This window comes from Corynebacterium incognita (assembly GCF_014217255.1).
Classification (GTDB): Bacteria; Actinomycetota; Actinomycetes; order Mycobacteriales; family Mycobacteriaceae; genus Corynebacterium; species Corynebacterium incognitum.
Genome location: NZ_CP059404.1, coordinates 529,040 through 547,726, shown reverse-complemented (window position 1 = coordinate 547,726; position 18,687 = coordinate 529,040). Strand labels below are relative to the sequence as shown.

The following is an 18,687-nucleotide window of genomic DNA, read 5'->3' as shown; positions in this document are numbered from 1 at the left end:
GTCTCCGGCTTTCAAGTCATGGCACGGCCTAGTCCTTGAGGTGCCCCTCCACCACGACGTTGTAGCCCAGGTCTTGGGAGCCGGAGACGGAGCAGGCAATCAACACGATGCGGCCCGGGTTGTGCTCGTTGACCAGGTTCTTGTCAAAGCCGGCCTTGTACTTATCCACCAGGTACGCGTTGTCCACCACCCACTGGCGCTCGCCCTTCGCACCCTTCATGGTGATGACCGAGCCGTTGAGCGCGTCGGTCTCGAAGCGCTGCATCGGGGTCTCATTCGTGCTGGGCACCGGGGTGGGGTTGTTCATGTCCACCGCGGCGGTTACGAATTCCGAGATGGGGTTAAACACCAGCTGCTGCTGGCCCCACGCATGACCCAACACGTACGTAGTGCCCTGCTCCGCCGTGGCGGGGGACTCGCCCCAGCCCTCCACCCAGCGCACCATCGTGGCCTGCGGGCCGGCGGGGTTGAGCGGCAAGACATACGGCATGGAATCGTACGTCGCGCCCGAAATCGGCGCGGGGCCGGTCATGGAAAACGTGCCGGTGCCCGCCGTTGCCGGCGCGGGGGTGCTCGACGACGACGTGGGTGTGCGGCTCGTCGTCGGCTTCGCGGAGGTCGTGGGCGCCTTGCTTGTCGACGACGTCGCACTCGCCGAGGTCGTGGTGGGTGCGGGTGTCGGGGCGTCGGAAGGCTTGCTGCGGGAGCACCCCGCCACGACGAGGGTGCAGGCAAGGACGGCGGCCAGGCAACGCTTCATAAATATAGACTAACCCCTCGCGCCTGGGGCGTGCTTAAACTGGTAGGCATGAACGTCGAACTGGACCCGCTCATTGAGAACCTCTACCGCTGGTCCGACGTCTCCGGTGTGCTGCTCATGGGCATGATCGGCGGCACGATTGCGCGCAAGCGCGGCTACGACATCGTGGGCTTCTTCTTCGTGGCCATGTTCTCCTCCCTCGGCGGCGGCATGATTCGCGACGTGCTTATTAACCGTGGGACCGTCGCCGCGATGAGCCAACCCGAATACCTCATCCTCGCGTTTACGGGCGCGATCATCGCGCGGTTCGTCTACTTCAAGGGGCGCACGTGGGACATCGTGCAGTCGCACGGCGACGCGGTGGTGTCCGGCCTGTGGGCCGCCACCGGCACGGTGAAGGCGATTGCCTACGGCCTGCCGCTGCTGCCGTGCATCATGATGGGTGTGTTCACCGCGACGGGCGGATCGATGATCCGCGACATCGTCACCGGGCGCACCCCGCAGGTCTTCGGGGGTAACCAGCCCACCGTCATCCCCGCGGTGGCCGCGGCGGCCATCGTGCTGGCCAGCAACCACGTCGGCTACATGGCCATTGGCATGATGATAGGCCCCATCGTTAGCGTCGCGCTGTCTCTGCTGGGATACTGGAAGGGCTGGCGGATCCACGCCCGCGACGAGGAATGGGCGCCGATTAATGACACGGCCGTGCAGATCGGACACCTGGCCAAGAAGGCAGAAGACAAAGGTCGCGCGGTGGGACGGCGCATCGAGCCCACCAAGATTCGCTCCTGGCGGCACCGGCAGATGGAAAAGGCTTTGCAACGCCGCGTCGAGAAGCAAATCCGCACCGGCACCACGCGCGCCGCCGCCGAGGCCGGGGCACAGGATTTCTTGGATGAGTTCACCTCGCAGTTCGAGGCCGTCACCGACGCCGCGGTGGAAGAACCCGGGCTGATCGCCGGCCTCGGCATGGACTTCGCGGGCGACTCCTACGACGCCGAACCCACCGCGCCGCAGGATATGAGCGAGGAAGAACACGCGGAACGCGACTACACCCACCGCCAAATGCTGGACATCATCCTGGCCGACGATAAGCTCACCGACGAGCTCGTAGACCGCCTGGCTAAGCGCTACGCCGAGCGCGACGGAATGTGACGCGGCGGGGCTGCGTTGTGAAGAGCATGACTGAAACTTCGACAGACCTGTTCTCACCCCTCGACCTCGGCCGCTACCGGCTGGCGAACCGCGTGACCATGGCGGCGCTGACCCGCCAGCGCGCCGGCACCAGTGGCGTCCCCACCGACCTGCACGCGGAGTACTACTTCCAGCGCGCGTCCGCGGGACTCGTGGTCACCGAAGGCACCTTCCCGTCCGTGACCACCCGCGCGTTCCCGGGACAGGCGGGCATCGAGACCGACGAGCAGGCCGCGGGCTGGCGGCGCGTGGCGGAGCGCGTGCACGAGGGCGGCGGCGTGCTGTTCATGCAGATCATGCACGGCGGACGCGTGTCCCACCCGAACCTGCTGGAGGGCCAGCAACCAGAGGCGCCCAGCGCCCTGGAGTGGGGCGGGCAGGTACACACCTTCGACGGTAAACAGGACGCGCCGGTGCCGCGGGCGCTGGAAGCAGAGGAGATGCCGCGCATCGTGGAGCAATTCCGCGCGGCGGCGCGCCGGGCCGTGGACGCTGGGCTGGACGGCGTGGAAATCCACGGCGCCAACGGCTACTTGCTCCACGAGTTCCTGAGCCCCGTGTCCAATACCCGCGACGACGACTACGGCGGCAGCCCGCGCAACCGCTATCGGCTGGTGGAGGAGGTCGTTCGCGCCGTCGCCGCGGATATCGGCGCTGACCGCACCGCGCTGCGCCTGTCCCCGGAGCACAATATCCAGGGCGTGATTGAGGAGGACCGCGCGGACACGCTGGCCACCTTCGGCGGGCTTCTCGACGCCCTGTCCGACCTCAACCTTGCCTATGTGTCGCTGTTGCACAAGGACGCGGCCAGCGACGATGCGGACTCGCTGCCCGCGGAGCTCGCGCGCCGGGCACGGGCGAACGGCGCGACCCGGGTGATTGCCAACACCGGCTTCGGCCACGTCACTGACTTGGACGAGGCGAACGCGCTCATGGCGCTGCCGCACGTGGACGCGGTGGCGGTGGGGCGCCAGCTCATCGCGAACCCGGACCTGGTCCTGCGCTGGCGCGAGGGCCTCGAACTCAACACGCCTGACGCCGCCACTTTCTACGCGCCGGGCGCGGAGGGCTACACCGACTACCCGTTCGCCGGCGCTCCGGACGCCTGATGTAGATAAACCCGAGCGACAAACCTCTGCTTGGTCGATTTTTAGCCGGATTTTAGGGCCAAGCAGAGGCTTGTCGCTCGGGGTTTGGCGTAGCAGGCGAAGCGGAGGCTGTGAGGGACAGCGAGAGGTCGCGGCGGTGCGCTCATGGCTAAGGTGGGGAACATGACTGCTTATCTAGATGCCCTGTCGGAATGGCCCGTGGATAACGTTGCTGCCGCGCTGCTGCGCGACGGCGAGGTGGTGGAGACGCTGGGGGAGGTATCGCGGGTGTTCTCGGTGGCGTCGGTGACCAAGCCGGTGGTGGCATACGGCGTGATGCTGGCCGTGGAGGAAGGCGCGCTGGAACTGGACCAGCCCGCGGGGCCGGAGGGCTCGACGGTGCGGCACCTGCTGGCGCATGCCTCGGGCGTGGGGTTTGATTCCCGCGAGCTGCAGAAGCCGGTGGGGCAGCGTCGCATCTATTCGTCGGCAGGCTACGAGTGGCTGGCGGAGCTCGTCGGCGAGGCCACCGGGATGGAGTTTGCGGACTACCTGGCCGAGGGCGTGTTTGCGCCGCTGGGGATGACGGACTCCGCGCTAGTGGGGTCCGCGGGGCACGGGCTGGACACCACCGTGGAGGACGTGGTCGCGTTCGCGGCGGAGGTGATGAACCCGCAGCTGCTGCACCCGTCGACGGTGGCGGACATGCTTAACCCGCAATTCGCGGAGCTGGATGGCATCGTGCCCGGCTACGGCATGCACAAGCCTTGCCCGTGGGGGCTCGGTTTTGAGCTCAAGGGGGACAAGGGCGTCGCAGGCGGCAAGCCGCATTGGACCGGCGCCGAGATGCCCGCGGCCACCGCAGGGCACTTTGGGATGTCCGGAACTTATCTTTGGATCGCGCCGGAAGAAAAGCTCGCGATGGTGGCCCTGACTGACCGCGACTTCGGTGACTGGGCCAAGCCGTTATGGGCCGAGACCAACGACAGGGTGTGGCAGCAACTAGGCGATCATTAGCGTCCTACCAGCCCGCGAAGAGGCGCTCGAGGCGCACCGGGGCGTCGTAAAACGTACCTGGAACCGACAAGTTCACGGCGGCCGGGGTGGTGACGCCGCGGGCCTCCAGTGCGCGGCGGCGGGCAAAGACGATCGTGCCGTGCGCAGCGCTGCCGGAGGCGTCGGCCACGGAGAACTCCGCCCGGCCGCCGAGGGACTCCACGCGGTAGAGCTCGTCTAGGGAAGACGGTACCGCGGGGGCGTCAAGGCTGACGGTCACTCGAGAGGTGGACCACTCCGTCACCACAGTAGCCGGTGCGGGGATGTCGTTGTTCGAGCGCACGCGCGGATCGGCGGCGAAGAGTGCAGGCACCGCTGCGTCAGCAGGCAGGGAGACGTGCACATCGCCGAGCGCGAGCCACCCCAGAATCACAGCCTCCTGGACCCCCGGGGCAGACCACGCGGGGATGTGAACCGTGACGTCTGCGGTGGGGAAGACCGCCGTTGGCCGCGCCAGGGGATGGGTGATGCGGCGGGCAAGGGCTACCGACTCGCCGTTCTTCTCCGCGGCCGCTTCCGCGGCATCGCGCGCAGCGACACGCTCGCCCCACTCCGGATCGCGGTGCCGGGCGACGGCCTCAGGCGCATGGCGAAAGATAGCCCCGGCGTTCCATGCCCGGTAGCCGAATTCCCAGTCCTCGCCGCCGTAGCCCACCATGCTGGCGTCAAAGCCGCCGACGTCCAGGAAGAAGTCCCGCGAACACGTCAGCGCCGCTGAAATGATAAACCGCCACGACGTGTCATCCGCCGCGGCAAGGTCGGCGGTCGCGTCCCACGCCCGCTGGAGCCATGCGGGTTCAGCGTCGCCCTGTAAGCGCGTGCCCACGACGACAGCGCGTGGGTCACGGCGGGCGATAGCGACGACGGCGCGCAGGTAACCCGGGTCGGGGACGGTGTCGCCATCGAGGAACGCGAGGATCTCCCCGGTGGCAACGGAGGCGCCAAGGTTGCGGGCGGCCGCGGCGCGAAACCCCTTATCCTCTTGGCGTACCACCGTGACAATGACGGGGACAACGGGCGCGGTGGGTGAACCGTCGTCCGCAACGATGATCTCAACCGGGCCTGGGTAGTCCTGTTCGTGCAGCCCGGCCAGCACCGCATCCAAGTCATCTTGCGCCTCGTAGTAGGGGATGACCACGCTCACCGAGGGCCACTCGGTGAGAGCTTGTGACGGTTCCGGGGCGGGAGGAAGGGAGTTTCCCGTCAGGTCAAAGCGCGGTCCCGACCACACCTCCACGTAGCCGCGCGCGACGTGGCGCCACGTCCAATTGCGTGGCGGCGTGCGCGGGACGGAGAAGTCCTCTGGAACGTCCCGAAACGCCGCAGACCAGTGCCCTTCAGGGACGATGTCGATGAACTCCGGCCAGAGTTCGCGCAGCTCGCGGGTGTATGCGCTGTCCGCCGCGAGTACCCGCCGGCCGCGGCTCAGCCACTCCATTAACGAACCGGAGGCGGAAAAATGCCGGTGGGCCACCACTGGAATATCCGCCTGGTCCATCTCGTGGTGCAGCTCGTCTAGCTCAAGGTAGCCCGTGGCGTGATAGTCCACGCCTAGTTCTGCCGCCAAAGACGCAAGGTCCTGATCTAGGTGCTCGTGCCCGGCGGCGTAGCCGCCGATGGCCCGCAGGTGCAGGTCCGTCCCCGCCAAAGCTCGCAGGACGTCGTCGTGGCCCTTGCCGGGATAGATGAACCCGAGCATGCCCACTCGCGTGCCAGTCCGGTCAGCGTGGGCTGTGGTGTCGCGGGATGGCGCGGAGTCGGGAAGGGGGAGGTGGAGCACGGAGACATCGAGAGGCGCGAAGAACGCCGCCTCGTGGTGGGAGTTGACGAAGCTAGCGGTGGAGGCGTCGGCAAGACGTCGATAGGCGGGGGCACGGTGGGCGAAGCGCTCCGCGCCCTCTTCCGGCTGGGGGACGTCGTGGAAGGAGATGCTCCAGGTGCGCCCCTTTGCGAGCTCGAGGACGGCCGCGGCCGCCGCGTCGGGGGAGTCACCGAAGAGGTGATCCGTAAACGTAAAGTGCAGCGGCCCCGGTGCGATGGCGCTGGGAAGATCCTCGTAATGCGTCGCGCGTACCACCGGACCGCCGGTCACTCGGTGCAGGCGGAGCGCGTAGTCCACGACCCCGTGCGCATCGGGGCCAACAATGACATGGATGGGCAGGGTCATGGGAGGAGTCCTAACTGTTCTAAACGGCGGGCGTGGCGCTCCAAGCCGGCCAGCACGACCTCCGGGTGGGCGCGGTAAAACTCCAGCTGAGCAGCATCGATGGTGGCCTGGTCAATGGCGGCGCCGGATTCGGTCCATTGCGGGCGGCCCACCGCGCATCCGAGGCCCGCCGCGGCCTCTGGGTGGATGGGCGCGCGCAGGTGCCCGAGCATCTCCCGGTCCCGGGGCGGGCGGGGCTGCGCGGTGAGGCCGAGCGTGCTCAAGACTCGGCGGGCGAGCTCCGTCAGCGTCGCATTGTCAGGGTGATTGAGCGTGTGCCACACCGGGATAGTGCGCAGGACGTCGGACATGGGCACGGCGTCGAAGCGCTCCTCCCGCAGCCTTAACTGCGCGGCGGCGTCCTCGACGATGTCGGACCACACATGTGGCGAGGTACGGCCGCGGTCCCGAAGGCCCGCAGCTCGAGCCAGTATGCGCAGGTCGTGGTACGGCACGACCGGTGGGTTGCGCCCGGGGTCCTCCGGGGAACGGATGATGGCGAGGTAGGGGTTGAGGGCGTCGAAACGCAGCACCGGGTAAAACACCACGCGAGCGGCCGCCGACAAAAGGGAACGCAATTGCGTACTCCCGATGGGCAATCCACGATAATCCGCGCGCACCGGCTGGGTGATGAGGACGTCTGTGTGCTGCACAGCTGCGTGCACAAAGGGAAGATCCGACGCGGTCCATTCGTGCACGGGCGGGATGCGGAACGAGCGCACGGCCCCGCTGGATTCCAGCAAGATGCGGAGTGATTCCGCCTGGCAGTTTCCCACCACCGCCACGCGGGGCAGTGGCCCCGGAGCAGTGTCTACGGGGCGGAGTTGATAAAACTCGCCGTAGTGTAACTGGCGGCCAGTGGCTGTTTCCGCAGTGATCAACACAACCGCCTTTCCGGAGCTGAGAGGAACAAGTGAGCGTGCGCCTTTCGGCAACCCACTCTATAATAATTTTTATTAATCGGAGTCTTAATTCGGAAGGGGTCGGTAGCCAGGGTGGCAGTCTTATCTATTCCCGCAGGGCACCCCTACTCACGTGCGGTGCAGTCAACGACTACAGGAATTCTGGACGAGCCCACCCCCTGGTGGCCGCACCCCGGCCTCAAGCCGGAGTGGTGGGAGGATAATCACGCCGACGTGGTGCATCTCCATTTCGGATTCGAACACCTTTCCGCCTCTGAGATGCGGGCATTCTTGGACAACCTCCGCGCCCGACGCGTGCCGTTGGTGGTGACCGTGCATGACATTGACAACCCCCACCTCGATGACCAACGACCCTACCACGAGCTGCTGTCCTTGGCGCTTGCCGACGCCGCGCGGATCCTCACGCTCACCACTGCCGCGCGGGAGCGGCTCGTATCCGAGTTCGGGCTGCAGCGGCGGGACATTGAAGTGGCGCCGCACCCCAGCATCACGACGCCGCGCGAGGAACCGTTCATCCACGAGGCGGCGGTGTTTTTGAAATCCCTGCGCGCGAACGTGATGGCCGAGCCTGGATTTTATGCCGCCATTGCGGAGCACGTGTCGCTCACGGTCTTCGTGCACGCCGATTCCCGTGAACACCACCTGGTGGGCGCGCTGCGCGAGTCCCCGGGCGTCGAGGTGGTGGTCCACGAACCCATGGACGACGACACCCTGCACCGTACCGTGGCGTCGTGCCGCGCCGTCGTGCTTCCGTATCACCGCGGTACCCACTCCGGGTGGCTGGAGATGTGCCGCGACCTCGGGGTTCCCGTCGCTGTGCCCGATGTCGGTTGCTTCGCTGGGCAAGCGGATCGCCCCGATGCCGCCGCGGCCTACCCGGTGGGCGACGGGCATGCCGCCGGCGCGGCGCTGGCGGAACTCGCGCGCCGCGGCCGCCTGCCGTACGCGGGGGATCGGGCTGCCCAGGACGCGGCCGTCGCCGAGTTCCACCGAGTGATGTACTCCGAGCTGAGCGCGCAAAAGTACCGGGTGGCCCTGGTCGCCCCTTCCCGGTTCCCCATTCGCGAGCCCTACGCCGGCGGGCTCGAGGCCATGTGCGCCACGGCCGTGCGTGCCTTGCGGCGCGCCGGGCACCGCGTCGATCTATACGCCACCGCAGGGTCCGAGGGGCACGTGAGCGCATGGGAGTTTCCCGGCGTTGATTGGACCGGGCATGAGGACGAAGAAACCGACCATACCTACCCGCCCGGGGAGCGGGAGAAGGAAAACGCGGCCTTCGACAGATTGCGCGGGCATCTGGAGGAGCAAGCCGCCGCAGGTGAGATTGACGTGGTGTTCAACAACAGCCTGCACCCGGGCCTTTTTGAAGGCAAGGAACCGTTGCCGATGGTGACGACGTTGCACACGCCAGCATTCTGGGAGGTTCAGGACGCGGTGACCGCCGCTGCGGCCCGGCTCGACACCCGTTTCGGTGGCCACCCGGCGGGAGTCTTCGCGGCGGTCAGCGCCGCCACCGCGGCGTCGTGGGAACTTCCGGAACCGGCGCACATCGTGCCCAACGGTTACGACGAGTACGTCTGGAAGCCGGGGAACAGCATCATCGGGGAATCGGAGCACGGTCAGGTTGGTAGCCACGCCATCTGGTTTGGCCGCATCGTTGCTGAAAAGGGCCTGCACGTGGCCATCGACGCCTGCCGTGCAGCTGGCCTGGAATTACACATTGCGGGGCGGGTGGGTGACCCCGCCTACATGGACGCGGAGATCACACCCCGGCTGGGCGACGATCTCACCTTCCTGGGGGAACTCAGCCATGAGGAGCTTGCTGACGCCGTCTCCCGCGCCGCGGTATGCGCCGTGACGCCGCAGTGGGATGAGCCTTTTGGGCTGGTGATCATTGAGGCTATGGGGTGCGGCACGCCGGTCGCTGCGTTGCGTCGCGGCGGGGTGGGGGAGATATTGGCCGACTTCCCGGAGCGCCTGGCGGATACGCCCGAGGGGCTGGTTCAGGCGTTGCTGCGGGCCCGCGAGGCGGACCGCGAGGACACCGCAGCCTGGGCGCTGCGCCACTACAGCTTACGAGCTTTCGCGCACCGCTACGCGCAGCTGTTTGCTGTGGCTCGCGGGCACAAGGAGGAACAGAAATGATCGAGCAACTCGAGACATCCAGTGGACGGGGACGCGGCCCGGTGGGTATGTACGCGCACCACCACGGTTCGGGGCACCTCAACCGGTGCCGAGCCATCGCCCGGTACCTTGATGACACGGTGATTTTCTCCAGTGCCGCGGGCGCTGACATCACCCTGCCGCTCGACGTCGCGCCGGTGGCCGACAACGGCTCCGACGAGCAGTATGTCGACGAGACGGCCGGTGGCACCCTCCATTGGGCTCCTCTCCAAGTGAAGGGGCTGCGGGACAGGCTTGCCCGCATCGCTGAGTGGGTGGCCGCTGAACACCCGCGGGTCTTTTACGTGGACGCCTCGGTGGAAGTAGCTGCCTTTGTCCGCCTGTTGGGCGTGCCGGTGGTGAGCATCGCGATGCCCGGCGAACGCGACGATGCGGCGCACCAGCTCGCGTACGCACAGGCTGCTGCGCTGGTCGCGGCCTGGCCTGAGGCGGTCCCGATCCCAGCCCACCTTCGCCCCCATGAGCAGCGCCTGAACTGCGTGGGCGGAATCTCCTCGTTTGAGCCGCATTGCTCTGCCACACCGCAGCGTGGCAACCACGCGCCGGGGACCCACGGCCCGATCGTGGTGCTGTACGGGCGCGGCGGCTCGGAACTGCTTGAACGCTGCGCGGAAACCCTGCGCCAGGCAGTTCCCGCGGAGGACGTGGTGGTCCTGGGCGGGGAGAACGCCGTCGCCGATCCGCTGCGTTATATGGCTGGGGCCCGCGCGGTTGTCTGCGCTGCCGGGCAGAATTCCGTCGCTGACGTTGCCCTCGCCGGCATCCCGGCGATAGTTGTGCCCCAGTCCCGGCCCTTCGGTGAGCAGGAAGCCACCGCCCGGGTCCTTGAGGATTGTGGCTTGGCGACGGTGCTCCGTTCGGCGCCCACCCCAGCGCAATGGGACGAGATTCTGGCGGGGGTTAATCCCGCCCCCTCTTGGGAACAATGGTGCGTGCCGGGGGCTGCCCGACGCGCTGCAGAGGTCATAGAAAAGGCGGCGTTGTCATGAACACTCCATCTCCGGCGTACGGCGCGCCCGTTGTTGTCACCTTGGCCAACTCAGCGCGGGTTGACCGCGTCGCGCAGCAGCACGCTTTCCTCGAGCAGTTACATCCGGGGATCGTTCACGGAATGGTGGCGTTGGACAGTGAGACGCCGATCCCCGAGGGAGTCAGCTGTATTGCTCGCATGGATACTCTCAATCTGGCCCGTGCCCGAAACCTGGCCGGGCAGTGGGCGGCGCAACGCGCCGCGGAGCAAGCCGGAGGCGCCGAACCCGGCCTCATCGTGTTCCTCGATGCCGATTGCCTGCCGGGGCCTGGACTGGTGGAACACTACGTCGCCGCGGCGCAGCAGCATACCGACGCCGTGCTGTGCGGCCCGGTCACCTATCTGCCCGAGGGCATTGTGCTGAGCAGCCCTCACGAAGCGGCGGCCCACACGAACCCGCATCCGGTACGGCCGGCTCCGCAGCCGGGCGAGTACCCGGCCGCCAGCGATGCGGAATACGACGTGTTCTGGTCATTGTCCTTCGCGCTTCGCCCCGCGACGTGGCGGCGCTGCCAGGAGCTCTTCGACGGGTTCGATAAGTCTTTTGAAGGCTATGGCGGCGAAGATACTGACTTTGCGTGGAACCTGCGTGCCGCGGGCGTGAGCATGCGGTGGTGCGGCGGCGCCGATGCCTTCCATCAGTGGCACCCGGTGTCCTCCCCACCGTGGGAGCACCTGGAAGACATCGTTGCTAACGCGAATCGCTTCCATGCCAAATGGGGCGAGTGGCCCATGGGCGGGTGGCTTGATGAATTTGAAGCGGCCGACGCTATTTCCCGAAACGACACAGAGGCAGTTGTCCTGCGATGAAAAGCATTACCCATGCATTGGTGGTGATCCCCGCCCACGACGAAGAAGACCATATCGCATCGTGTCTCGCGGCGGTTTTCGCCGCGGCCCGGCACGTCAACATCCATGTGGAGGTGGTAGTGGCGCTGGACCAGTGTAATGATCGGACGGAGCAAATCGTCGACGACGTTCCGCACGATATCCACGCCTTGTCCTTCTCGTTTGCTGAGGTGGGGCGCTCGCGCCACGCCGGAATCATCGCGGGACTCGTTATTTTGCGCGACGTCGATAAGTCGAATATCTGGATCCTCAACACCGACGCCGATAGCGTCGTGCCGCCAACGTGGATCGCCACTCACCTGCGTTACGCGCAGGACTACGATGCCGTGGCGGGCACCGTGGACCCTGACTGGGGTGATACCCCGCAGGAGATCATCGACGAATACAACAGGCACTACGACAACTCCCCGGGGCACTCGCACATCCACGGCGCCAACATGAGCTTCGGCGCTGGCGCGTACCTTGACGTTGGTGGGTTCCCGCGGACCGACGAGTCGGAGGACGTGGCTCTGCTTGACCTGATGCTGGTGGATGGGATGCGGATAGCGCGCATTGCCGAGGACCCAGTAGTGACTTCCACTCGCGATTCTGACCGGACCCCTGGCGGATTCTCCGGGTACATCGCGGCCCTCGGCGATGAGATTGATCAAGCTTCTCGCGACAAGGATCGCAAAAACCCGGACCCCCGTGGCGTCGTTGACGCTTGAGGCTCCGGGTGAGTGTGGAATCGCCCCCGGCGCTAAGCAGCGGGGATGGAGCGCTTAGTTATCGCGCAGCCAGGGGAGCAGCTCTTCCCAGAAGGAACCGGGGCGCGGCGCCTCGGGCTTAACTGGCTCTGTCGGTTCAACCTCGTCGGTAGTCTCCGGGGCCTCCGTCGGCTCGTCCTCGGCTGGCTTAGTTGGCTCGGAAGGCTGTGCTTCCTCGGTTGGCTCGGTGGTCTCCTCGGTGGTCGGCTCCTCGGAGTCAGCAGACTCGCAGTCGCCGCCCATGGCCTCGCACACGGCAGCCTTCGCATCGACGATGCCGGCGCCAAGCTCCTCAGCGGTCTTCCATGCGGAGTAAGGCTCCGGGCTGTAGTCCTTCGCGGTGTCCTTGAGGATGGACTCGATCTCCTCGTTAGACAGCTGCGGGTTCTCGCCCTTCATCAGCGCGATGACACCAGCGACCACCGGGGTGGCCATGGAGGTGCCCTCCATGAAGGAGTAGCTCGGGGCGCCCGGGGTGCGAGCGCCGTCGTTGACGGTGGATAGGATGCCTGCCTCAGCGGTCATGCCGTTCATGTTGCCGCCTGGGGCGCCCAGGTCAACGTGCTCACCGAAGTTGGAGTAGGCGGAGCGGTGGCCCTCCGGACCGGTGGCACCCACGACGATGACGTCGTTGCAGTTAGCTGGCTGCACGCCGTCGGTCCAGGTGTTCTCGTTACCAGCAGCCACAGCGATGGTGGAGCCCTGCTGGTTAGCGTAGTCAATGGCGGACTGGTACGCCGGGGCGCACTGGGGAGCCTCGCCGCCCAGGGACAGGTTGATCACGTCAGCCTTGTTCTGGTTGGTGGGCATGCCGGGGATGTCCGCGCCGGCGGCCCAGGCGATGCCGTCGGCGATGTCGGAGGTGTAGCCGCCACAACGGCCCAGGGCACGGACCGGCAGGATGCCGGCTTCCGGAGCGACACCGGCAACGCCTTCGTTGTTGTTAGTGATCGCGGCGGCGATACCGGCCACGTGGGTGCCGTGCCAGGAGGAGTCAGACCCCGGGGAGCGCGGGTGGCACTCCTGCGCGGGGTTCCAGTCGCCGGCGTCCTGCGGGTCGCGGTCGCGGCCGTCGCCGTCCTGAGACATGCGGGTGTCCTGGATCATGTCCACACCTGGCAGGACCTTGGCGTCCAGGTCCGGGTGGCGGGTGCTGCCGGAGTCGACGACGGCAATGACCGTGTCGGCGGCGTCAGCACCGGTGTCCCAGGCCTCTTCCACGTTGGCGCCATTGTCGTCGAACAGGTGCCACTGGTACTGGTAGTGCTCGTCGTTGGCGGCGGCAGCGGAGTACTGGATGCGGTCCACTTGTGCGGTGTGGATCTCAGCCTTGGACTCCAGGTGGCCGCGCAGGGACGGCACGTCCTCAGCGGGGACCGGCGGGTCCAGCTCGACGACGTAGGAGCCGTCGAACATCTCGCGGACGAAGGAAGCGTCAGAGGAGTGCTCCTTGACGATCTCGTCCAAGACACCCATCTTGCGGTCCTTGTCCAGGCCGGTCATGTTGTTGAAGGTGACGATGAAGCGGCTCGCGGGCAGCTCGTCCTGCGGGACGGCGGCCAAGGAACCGTTCTGCAGCTCCTCGATGGTGGTGGACTCGAACTTGCTTGCGTCCTGCGCAACGGCCGGTGCCGCTGCCATCCCCAGCGCCACAGTGGTGGCGGCGACCGCCGCGCTCACCGAGCGGAACGCGGGGATGGAAAATTTCTTCTGCATAGGAAACCTTAGCATTTTCTTAGTTGCTGGTACGTGGGATGCGGGGATTCGGTGGGAAAGTGTCTACAACCTTGCGGTATACGAAATGGTTGTTGTATCTCACCTGAATTCCGGGTAGGAACCTTAGCAAATATTAAGAAGTCTTAGGTTATGTTTGCTGCGAAAAATGCCCCCAGCTACACCCATCGTGGGGTGTAGTCGGAGGCGAAGGTGATGAGGGCGGGGGTGGCCGCGGCGGGCGGCTAGTGGTGGCGCAGGAAGTCCCACGCCTCGTTGGAGGCGCCCGGGTGGCGGAACCAGGTGTGCGCGCCGTCGGTAACGCGGATCAGCTTGGTGGCCGTGCGGCAGCGGGTCTGCTCAAATTTCACGTGAGTGCCATAGTTTGCGCGGTACGGGGCCGGGGTGAAGCACCCGTTGCGCTGGCCGATGGTGCGGAAGGTGCCCGGCGCGGACCAGTAGCGGGACTTATGGCGGGAGCCGCCGTGGTAGTGCATGGTCTTGTCGTGCTCGCCGTGCATGATGAGCGTCGGCGTCGCCCCGCGGCGGCAACGGGTGACGGTCGGGGAGTAGTAGGCGCCGGAAACGGATGCCACGGCGTCGAAAAGCCCGGGCGCGTGGCAGGCGGCAGCGACCACGAAGCCACCGCCGTTGGACAGGCCGAGGCCGTAAATGCGGCGGCGGTCAATCTTGTGGTGCGAGGCGACGTCATTGATGACCGCGCGGACGTAGTCGAAGTCCTGGCGTAGGGAGGTCTTGGCGTACGGCGCGCCTGCCCAGGCATTCTTGCGGCCTTGCGGGTAGACCATGATGGCCTGGCCGCGGGTGTTGTGCGCGAGGTTGGCGTAGCTCTGGAAGCGTTCCGGGGTGTGGCGCCAGCCGCCGAAGCCAACGACTACCGGGTAGCGCTTGTTCGGGTTGTAACGCGGTGGTAGCTCCACCAGGTAGCGGCGGCTGCCCTGGCCCAGTAGGAAGACGGAGCGCTCCTTGGTCTTCGATGCCCCGCGGCTCTTTGCAGATGAGCCGGAGGAGCCGGACAGGCTGCTCATGCCCGGCGTGGAGGACTGTGCCTCCGCGGGGGCGGGGGAGGCAGACACGGCGAGGCCGAGGCTGAGGATAAGGGTGAGAAGAGTGGACATTGCACGCATAAGCAAAGAGTTTAACCCCGGAGTGGACATGAAGTGAATTTGGAAACGCGCAGGTCACTCAACCTAAAGTTGAACTTGAATAAACGGGGGATAAAGGAGTGATTGAGGGTTGCGGGTGGTGCTGGAGTGGGGGAATACTGCGGGTATTGACGCAAGTTAAGAATTGAGTTCGTTGGGGAAGACGAGACTCGTCTTACGCGTAGCGGGGTGAAAGCCGCGGCGTGTCTACCTGTCGAGAGGTAAGAATCGACATGACTACTTGTGTTGCCCATGAAGCCGTGCGTGGTTCTTACGTCACGGCCCCTGATCACGGCGCCGCGGGCGTCGGCGGAAGCGAGCACGCAGAACCCGCCGTCACCACCGGCGTACTCACCGTGCGCGGTTGCCCCAAGCGCCTGCGCCCGGCCATCGAACGTGCCATGGCCACGTGCGTGCGCACCGAATCCCGGTTCGTCGTGCTTGGCGACGACCCGTTATTCGCCCAGTGGCACACCCGCTGGTGGAAAGACCGCTGCGCCGCCGGTAGCACGGCCAAGGGCGTCTACGTGGCCTGCCGCCAGGTGCTCACTGGCACGCCCGCGGAGCTAGACAACTTGCGGGTAGTGGTGGAGACCCTGGCCGACGAATTCCAGTTCACCGCCTCCGTGGACGCGGCTGGGCCCACGGCCTTTTAACGCTCGGCCTGGATGAAATCCACGACGTCGCCAAGCGTCTCAAAGGCCAACACCGTGCCCTCCTCGAAGCGCACGCCAAACTTCTCCTCCGCGCGGATAGTCAACTCCACCAGCGCCAACGACGCCACGCCGAGGTCTTTGAGGCTGCTCTCGCGGCTCAGCGAGTCCGCCTCCACGCCCGCGACGTCCTGAACCAGGCGCGTCAGTTGGCCAAAAGTGTCGGCGCCCGCGGCGTCAGAAGAATCGGTGGTGGCCGCCTCGGCGGATTCCAAGTGTGCTGCGAGTGCTGCGGAGAGATCGTTGCCCATACAGACAAATATAGCGCCCGCGGTGAGGTTGTTCTCACCGCGGGCGCTATCTTCTCAGGGGGCTAAGCCTGTGTCGGGTCGTCCAGAGCGAAGCGCTGTGCGGCCTGCTCCACAACCGAACGCTCCACCTTGCCGTCGCGAGCCAGACCCTCCAGGGTGGCCACGACGATGGACGCTGCGTCGTTGTTGAAGAAGCGGCGCGCTGCCGCTCGGGTGTCGGAGAAACCGAAGCCGTCGGTGCCCAAGACCACGTAGGTGCCCGGCACGTACGGACGCACCTGCTCCTGCAGCTCGGTGGTGAAGTCCGAAACGCCCACGAACGGGCCTTCGAAGCCCTCCAGCTGGGAGGTCAGGAACGCCTTCTCCGGCTCCTGGCCCTGCTGCAGGCCAGCCTTGGCCTTAGCTGCGCCGTCGCGTGACAGCTCGTTCCACGAGGTCACGGAGAACAACGATGCCTTGACATCGAACTCCTCGGCCAGGATCTCCTGTGCCCTGAGAGCCTCGTGCACGCCCACGCCAGAAGCCAGGATGTTGGCCGGGATGGAACCGGACTCCGCGGTGTTGAAGTGGTAAATGCCGCGGTGCAGGCCGTCGACGTCCAGGTTCTCCGGCTCCGCAGGCTGGGACACCGGCTCGTTGTAGACGGTGAGGTAGTACATGACGTTCTCGCCGCCCTCGGTGATGGTGTCGCCGTACATGCGCTCGATGCCACGGTGGATCAGGTGCGCGACCTCGAAGCCGAACGCCGGGTCATAAGAGATGACCGCCGGGTTGGTGCCAGCCAGGACCGGGGAGTGGCCGTCCATGTGCTGCAGACCCTCACCGGTCAGCGTGGTGCGACCCGCGGTGGCGCCGATGATGAAGCCGCGGCTCATTTGGTCGGCGGCGGCCCAGAAAGCGTCGCCCGTGCGCTGGAAACCGAACATCGAGTAGAAGATGTACAGCGGGATCATCGCTTCGCCGTGGGTGGCATACGACGTAGCGGCCGCGGTGAACGACGCGCTAGCACCGGCCTCAGAGATGCCCTCGTGCAGGATCTGGCCGTCCTTGGCCTCGCGGTAGGACAGCATCAGATCGTGATCCACCGGAACGTAGTTCTGGCCCTTCGGGTTGTAGATCTTCATGGTCGGGAACCACGAGTCCATGCCGAAGGTACGCGCCTCATCCGGGATGATAGGTACAACGCGCTTGCCCAGCTCCTTGTCGCGCATGAGCTCCTTGAAGGTACGCACCAGAGCCATGGTGGTGGCCACCTGCTGCTTGCCCGAGCCCTTGCGGACGCTGCGCAGCTTATCCAGCGGCGGCACCTGCAGTGGGGTGAACTGGTGGCGGCGCTCCGGCAGGAAGCCACCCAGCTCCTGGCGACGCTCCATCAGGTACTTGATCTCCGGCGCGTCCTTACCCGGGTGGTAGTACGGCGGCAGGTACGGATCCTTCTCCAGCTCCTCATCGGAGATTGGGATGTCCTGCTTGTCGCGGAACAGCTTCAGATCATCCAGGGTCAGCTTCTTCATCTGGTGGGTCGCGTTACGGCCCTCGAAGTTGTGGCCCAGGCCGTAGCCCTTAATGGTGTGCGCCAGGATGACCGTCGGCTTGCCCGAACCCTTGTTCTCCAGTACGCGGGCATAAGCGGCGTAGATCTTGCGGTAATCATGGCCGCCGCGGCGCAGCGCCCAGATCTCGTCATCAGTCATGTCCTCGACCAGCTTCAGGGTACGCTCGTCGCGGCCGAAGAAGTGCTCGCGCACATACGCGCCGTTGTTGGCCTTGAAGGTCTGGAAGTCACCATCGGCGGTGTTGTTCATGATGTTGACCAACGCGCCGTCCTTGTCCTTCTCCAGGAGCTTGTCCCAGCCGCGGCCCCAGATGATCTTGATGACGTCCCAGCCGGCGCCGCGGAAGAACGACTCCAGCTCCTGGATGATCTGGGTGTTGCCGCGTACGGGGCCGTCGAGACGCTGCAGGTTGCAGTTAATCACGAAGGTCAGGTTGTCCAGCTCATACAGCGTGGCCATGTGGATGAGACCGCGGGACTCCGGCTCGTCCATCTCGCCGTCGCCCAGGAACGCCCAGACATGCTGCTGCGAGGTGTCCTTGATGCCGCGGTTTTCCAGGTACTTGTTAAAGCGTGCCTGGTAGATGGCGTTGATTGGGCCCAAGCCCATGGACACGGTCGGGAATTCCCAGAACCACTCCATGCCGCGCGGGTGCGGGTAGGACGGCATGCCCTTGCCCTCGCCGCGGGAGACTTCCTGGCGGAAGCCGTCCATGTCCTCCTCACTCAGGCGGCCCTCCATGAAGGCGCGCGCGTACACGCCCGGGGAGGCGTGGCCCTGGAAGAAGATCTGGTCGCCACCGCCTGGGGCGTCCTTGCCCTTGAAGAAGTGGTTGAAGCCCACCTCGTACAGCGGAGCCGCACCAGCGTAGGTGGAGATGTGGCCACCGACTTCGATGCCCGGGCGCTGCGCGCGGTGCACCATGATGGCGGCGTTCCAACGGATCCAGCGGCGGTAGCGCTTCTCCAGTTCCTCGTCACCCGGGAACTCCGGCTCCATCGTGGTGGGAATGGTGTTCACGAAGTCCGTGGAGGTCAAGGACGGCAGGGGCACGCGCTTGGCAGACGCGCGCTCCAGCAGGCGCATGACGAGGTAGCGGCTGCGCTCCACCGACGAATGTTCAAGCAGGCCGTCCAGCGACTGCATCCACTCGTTGGTCTCCTCCGGATCGCTGTCGTGCAGGTACGACGCTACGCCGTCGCGGATCAAGGGGAAGTTGGAATCGCCGGTCAGGCTGTCTTGCTCAGACATG

General features: G+C 66.0%; 15 protein-coding genes. 8 read left to right on the top strand and 7 right to left on the bottom strand.

Annotation, left to right across the window (positions count from 1 at the left end):
- Positions 1–28 precede the first annotated feature (28 nt).
- Positions 29–760 (bottom strand): sortase, encoded by a 732-nt coding sequence (locus H0194_RS02565; protein WP_185176309.1) that lies wholly within the window; start codon positions 758–760, stop codon positions 29–31.
- 48 nt (positions 761–808) lie between these two features.
- Here H0194_RS02565 and H0194_RS02560 point away from each other — a divergent pair, with 48 nt between their 5' ends.
- From H0194_RS02560 to H0194_RS02550, 3 genes are all read left to right on the top strand, one after another.
- Positions 809–1,915, top strand: coding sequence for a trimeric intracellular cation channel family protein (locus H0194_RS02560; protein ID WP_185176308.1), 1,107 nt, complete (start codon positions 809–811; stop codon positions 1,913–1,915).
- A gap of 26 nt (positions 1,916–1,941) precedes the next feature.
- The gene (locus tag H0194_RS02555; RefSeq protein ID WP_185176307.1) at positions 1,942–3,063 is read left to right on the top strand and encodes an alkene reductase; all 1,122 of its coding nucleotides are present in this window, start codon (positions 1,942–1,944) and stop codon (positions 3,061–3,063) included.
- A gap of 162 nt (positions 3,064–3,225) precedes the next feature.
- Entirely contained in the window at positions 3,226–4,059 is an 834-nt protein-coding gene (locus tag H0194_RS02550) for a serine hydrolase domain-containing protein (protein ID WP_185176306.1), read from the top strand.
- Positions 4,060–4,063: 4 nt separating this feature from the next.
- On the opposite strand, the gene H0194_RS02545 is transcribed toward H0194_RS02550, so the two are convergent.
- Together H0194_RS02545 and H0194_RS02540 are read right to left on the bottom strand one after the other, a co-directional pair.
- Positions 4,064–6,265, bottom strand: a complete 2,202-nt coding sequence (locus tag H0194_RS02545; protein ID WP_185176305.1) for a glycosyltransferase — start codon at positions 6,263–6,265, stop codon at positions 4,064–4,066.
- The gene (locus tag H0194_RS02540; protein WP_246389020.1) at positions 6,262–7,188 is read right to left on the bottom strand and encodes a WcbI family polysaccharide biosynthesis putative acetyltransferase; all 927 of its coding nucleotides are present in this window, start codon (positions 7,186–7,188) and stop codon (positions 6,262–6,264) included. Before H0194_RS02540 ends, H0194_RS02545 begins: the two co-directional genes overlap by 4 nt.
- A gap of 156 nt (positions 7,189–7,344) precedes the next feature.
- On the opposite strand from H0194_RS02540, the gene H0194_RS10925 reads away from it, so the two are divergent.
- Genes H0194_RS10925 through H0194_RS02515 form a run of 4 tightly spaced genes read left to right on the top strand, consistent with a single transcriptional unit; the run spans position 7,345 to position 11,997 of the window.
- The gene (locus tag H0194_RS10925; protein WP_246389019.1) at positions 7,345–9,372 is read left to right on the top strand and encodes a glycosyltransferase; all 2,028 of its coding nucleotides are present in this window, start codon (positions 7,345–7,347) and stop codon (positions 9,370–9,372) included.
- The gene (locus H0194_RS02525; RefSeq protein ID WP_185176304.1) at positions 9,369–10,400 is read left to right on the top strand and encodes a glycosyltransferase; all 1,032 of its coding nucleotides are present in this window, start codon (positions 9,369–9,371) and stop codon (positions 10,398–10,400) included. Before H0194_RS10925 ends, H0194_RS02525 begins: the two co-directional genes overlap by 4 nt.
- Positions 10,397–11,251, top strand: coding sequence for a glycosyltransferase family 2 protein (locus H0194_RS02520; RefSeq protein WP_185176303.1), 855 nt, complete (start codon positions 10,397–10,399; stop codon positions 11,249–11,251). Before H0194_RS02525 ends, H0194_RS02520 begins: the two co-directional genes overlap by 4 nt.
- Positions 11,248–11,997: a glycosyltransferase family 2 protein gene (locus tag H0194_RS02515; RefSeq protein WP_185176302.1), complete on the top strand. Its 750-nt coding sequence runs from the start codon at positions 11,248–11,250 to the stop codon at positions 11,995–11,997. The genes H0194_RS02520 and H0194_RS02515 overlap by 4 nt, the downstream gene beginning before the upstream one ends.
- A 54-nt stretch (positions 11,998–12,051) precedes the next feature.
- Here H0194_RS02515 and H0194_RS02510 read toward each other — a convergent pair whose 3' ends face one another.
- Both H0194_RS02510 and H0194_RS02505 read right to left on the bottom strand, forming a co-directional pair.
- Positions 12,052–13,752 carry a S8 family peptidase gene (locus tag H0194_RS02510; RefSeq protein ID WP_185176301.1) on the bottom strand — a complete coding sequence of 567 codons (1,701 nt, stop codon included), beginning with the start codon at positions 13,750–13,752 and terminating at the stop codon, positions 12,052–12,054.
- 242 nt (positions 13,753–13,994) lie between these two features.
- Entirely contained in the window at positions 13,995–14,897 is a 903-nt protein-coding gene (locus tag H0194_RS02505) for a CE1 family esterase (RefSeq protein WP_185176300.1), read from the bottom strand.
- Positions 14,898–15,148: 251 nt separating this feature from the next.
- Between H0194_RS02505 and H0194_RS02500 the strand changes: the two genes are divergently transcribed.
- Positions 15,149–15,571, top strand: a complete 423-nt coding sequence (locus H0194_RS02500) for a hypothetical protein (protein ID WP_185176299.1) — start codon at positions 15,149–15,151, stop codon at positions 15,569–15,571.
- On the opposite strand, the gene H0194_RS02495 is transcribed toward H0194_RS02500, so the two are convergent.
- Both H0194_RS02495 and aceE read right to left on the bottom strand, forming a co-directional pair.
- Entirely contained in the window at positions 15,568–15,879 is a 312-nt protein-coding gene (locus H0194_RS02495) for an acyl carrier protein (RefSeq protein ID WP_185176298.1), read from the bottom strand. The two genes, H0194_RS02500 and H0194_RS02495, sit on opposite strands and share 4 nt — an antisense overlap.
- A gap of 62 nt (positions 15,880–15,941) precedes the next feature.
- Complete coding sequence (aceE, locus tag H0194_RS02490) at positions 15,942–18,686, bottom strand: pyruvate dehydrogenase (acetyl-transferring), homodimeric type (RefSeq protein WP_185176297.1); 2,745 nt, start codon at positions 18,684–18,686, stop codon at positions 15,942–15,944.
- Position 18,687 lies beyond the last annotated feature (1 nt).

Coding starts and splice junctions, on each gene's coding strand:
- H0194_RS02545 (WP_185176305.1), bottom strand. CDS start 6,265: ATGACCCTGCCCATCCATGTCATTGTTGGCCCCGATGCGCACGGGGTC.
- H0194_RS02525 (WP_185176304.1), top strand. CDS start 9,369: ATGATCGAGCAACTCGAGACATCCAGTGGACGGGGACGCGGCCCGGTG.
- H0194_RS02500 (WP_185176299.1), top strand. CDS start 15,149: ATGACTACTTGTGTTGCCCATGAAGCCGTGCGTGGTTCTTACGTCACG.
- H0194_RS02515 (WP_185176302.1), top strand. CDS start 11,248: ATGAAAAGCATTACCCATGCATTGGTGGTGATCCCCGCCCACGACGAA.
- aceE (WP_185176297.1), bottom strand. CDS start 18,686: ATGTCTGAGCAAGACAGCCTGACCGGCGATTCCAACTTCCCCTTGATC.
- H0194_RS02510 (WP_185176301.1), bottom strand. CDS start 13,752: ATGCAGAAGAAATTTTCCATCCCCGCGTTCCGCTCGGTGAGCGCGGCG.
- H0194_RS02495 (WP_185176298.1), bottom strand. CDS start 15,879: ATGGGCAACGATCTCTCCGCAGCACTCGCAGCACACTTGGAATCCGCC.
- H0194_RS02505 (WP_185176300.1), bottom strand. CDS start 14,897: ATGCGTGCAATGTCCACTCTTCTCACCCTTATCCTCAGCCTCGGCCTC.
- H0194_RS02560 (WP_185176308.1), top strand. CDS start 809: ATGAACGTCGAACTGGACCCGCTCATTGAGAACCTCTACCGCTGGTCC.
- H0194_RS02550 (WP_185176306.1), top strand. CDS start 3,226: ATGACTGCTTATCTAGATGCCCTGTCGGAATGGCCCGTGGATAACGTT.
- H0194_RS02520 (WP_185176303.1), top strand. CDS start 10,397: ATGAACACTCCATCTCCGGCGTACGGCGCGCCCGTTGTTGTCACCTTG.
- H0194_RS02565 (WP_185176309.1), bottom strand. CDS start 760: ATGAAGCGTTGCCTGGCCGCCGTCCTTGCCTGCACCCTCGTCGTGGCG.
- H0194_RS02555 (WP_185176307.1), top strand. CDS start 1,942: ATGACTGAAACTTCGACAGACCTGTTCTCACCCCTCGACCTCGGCCGC.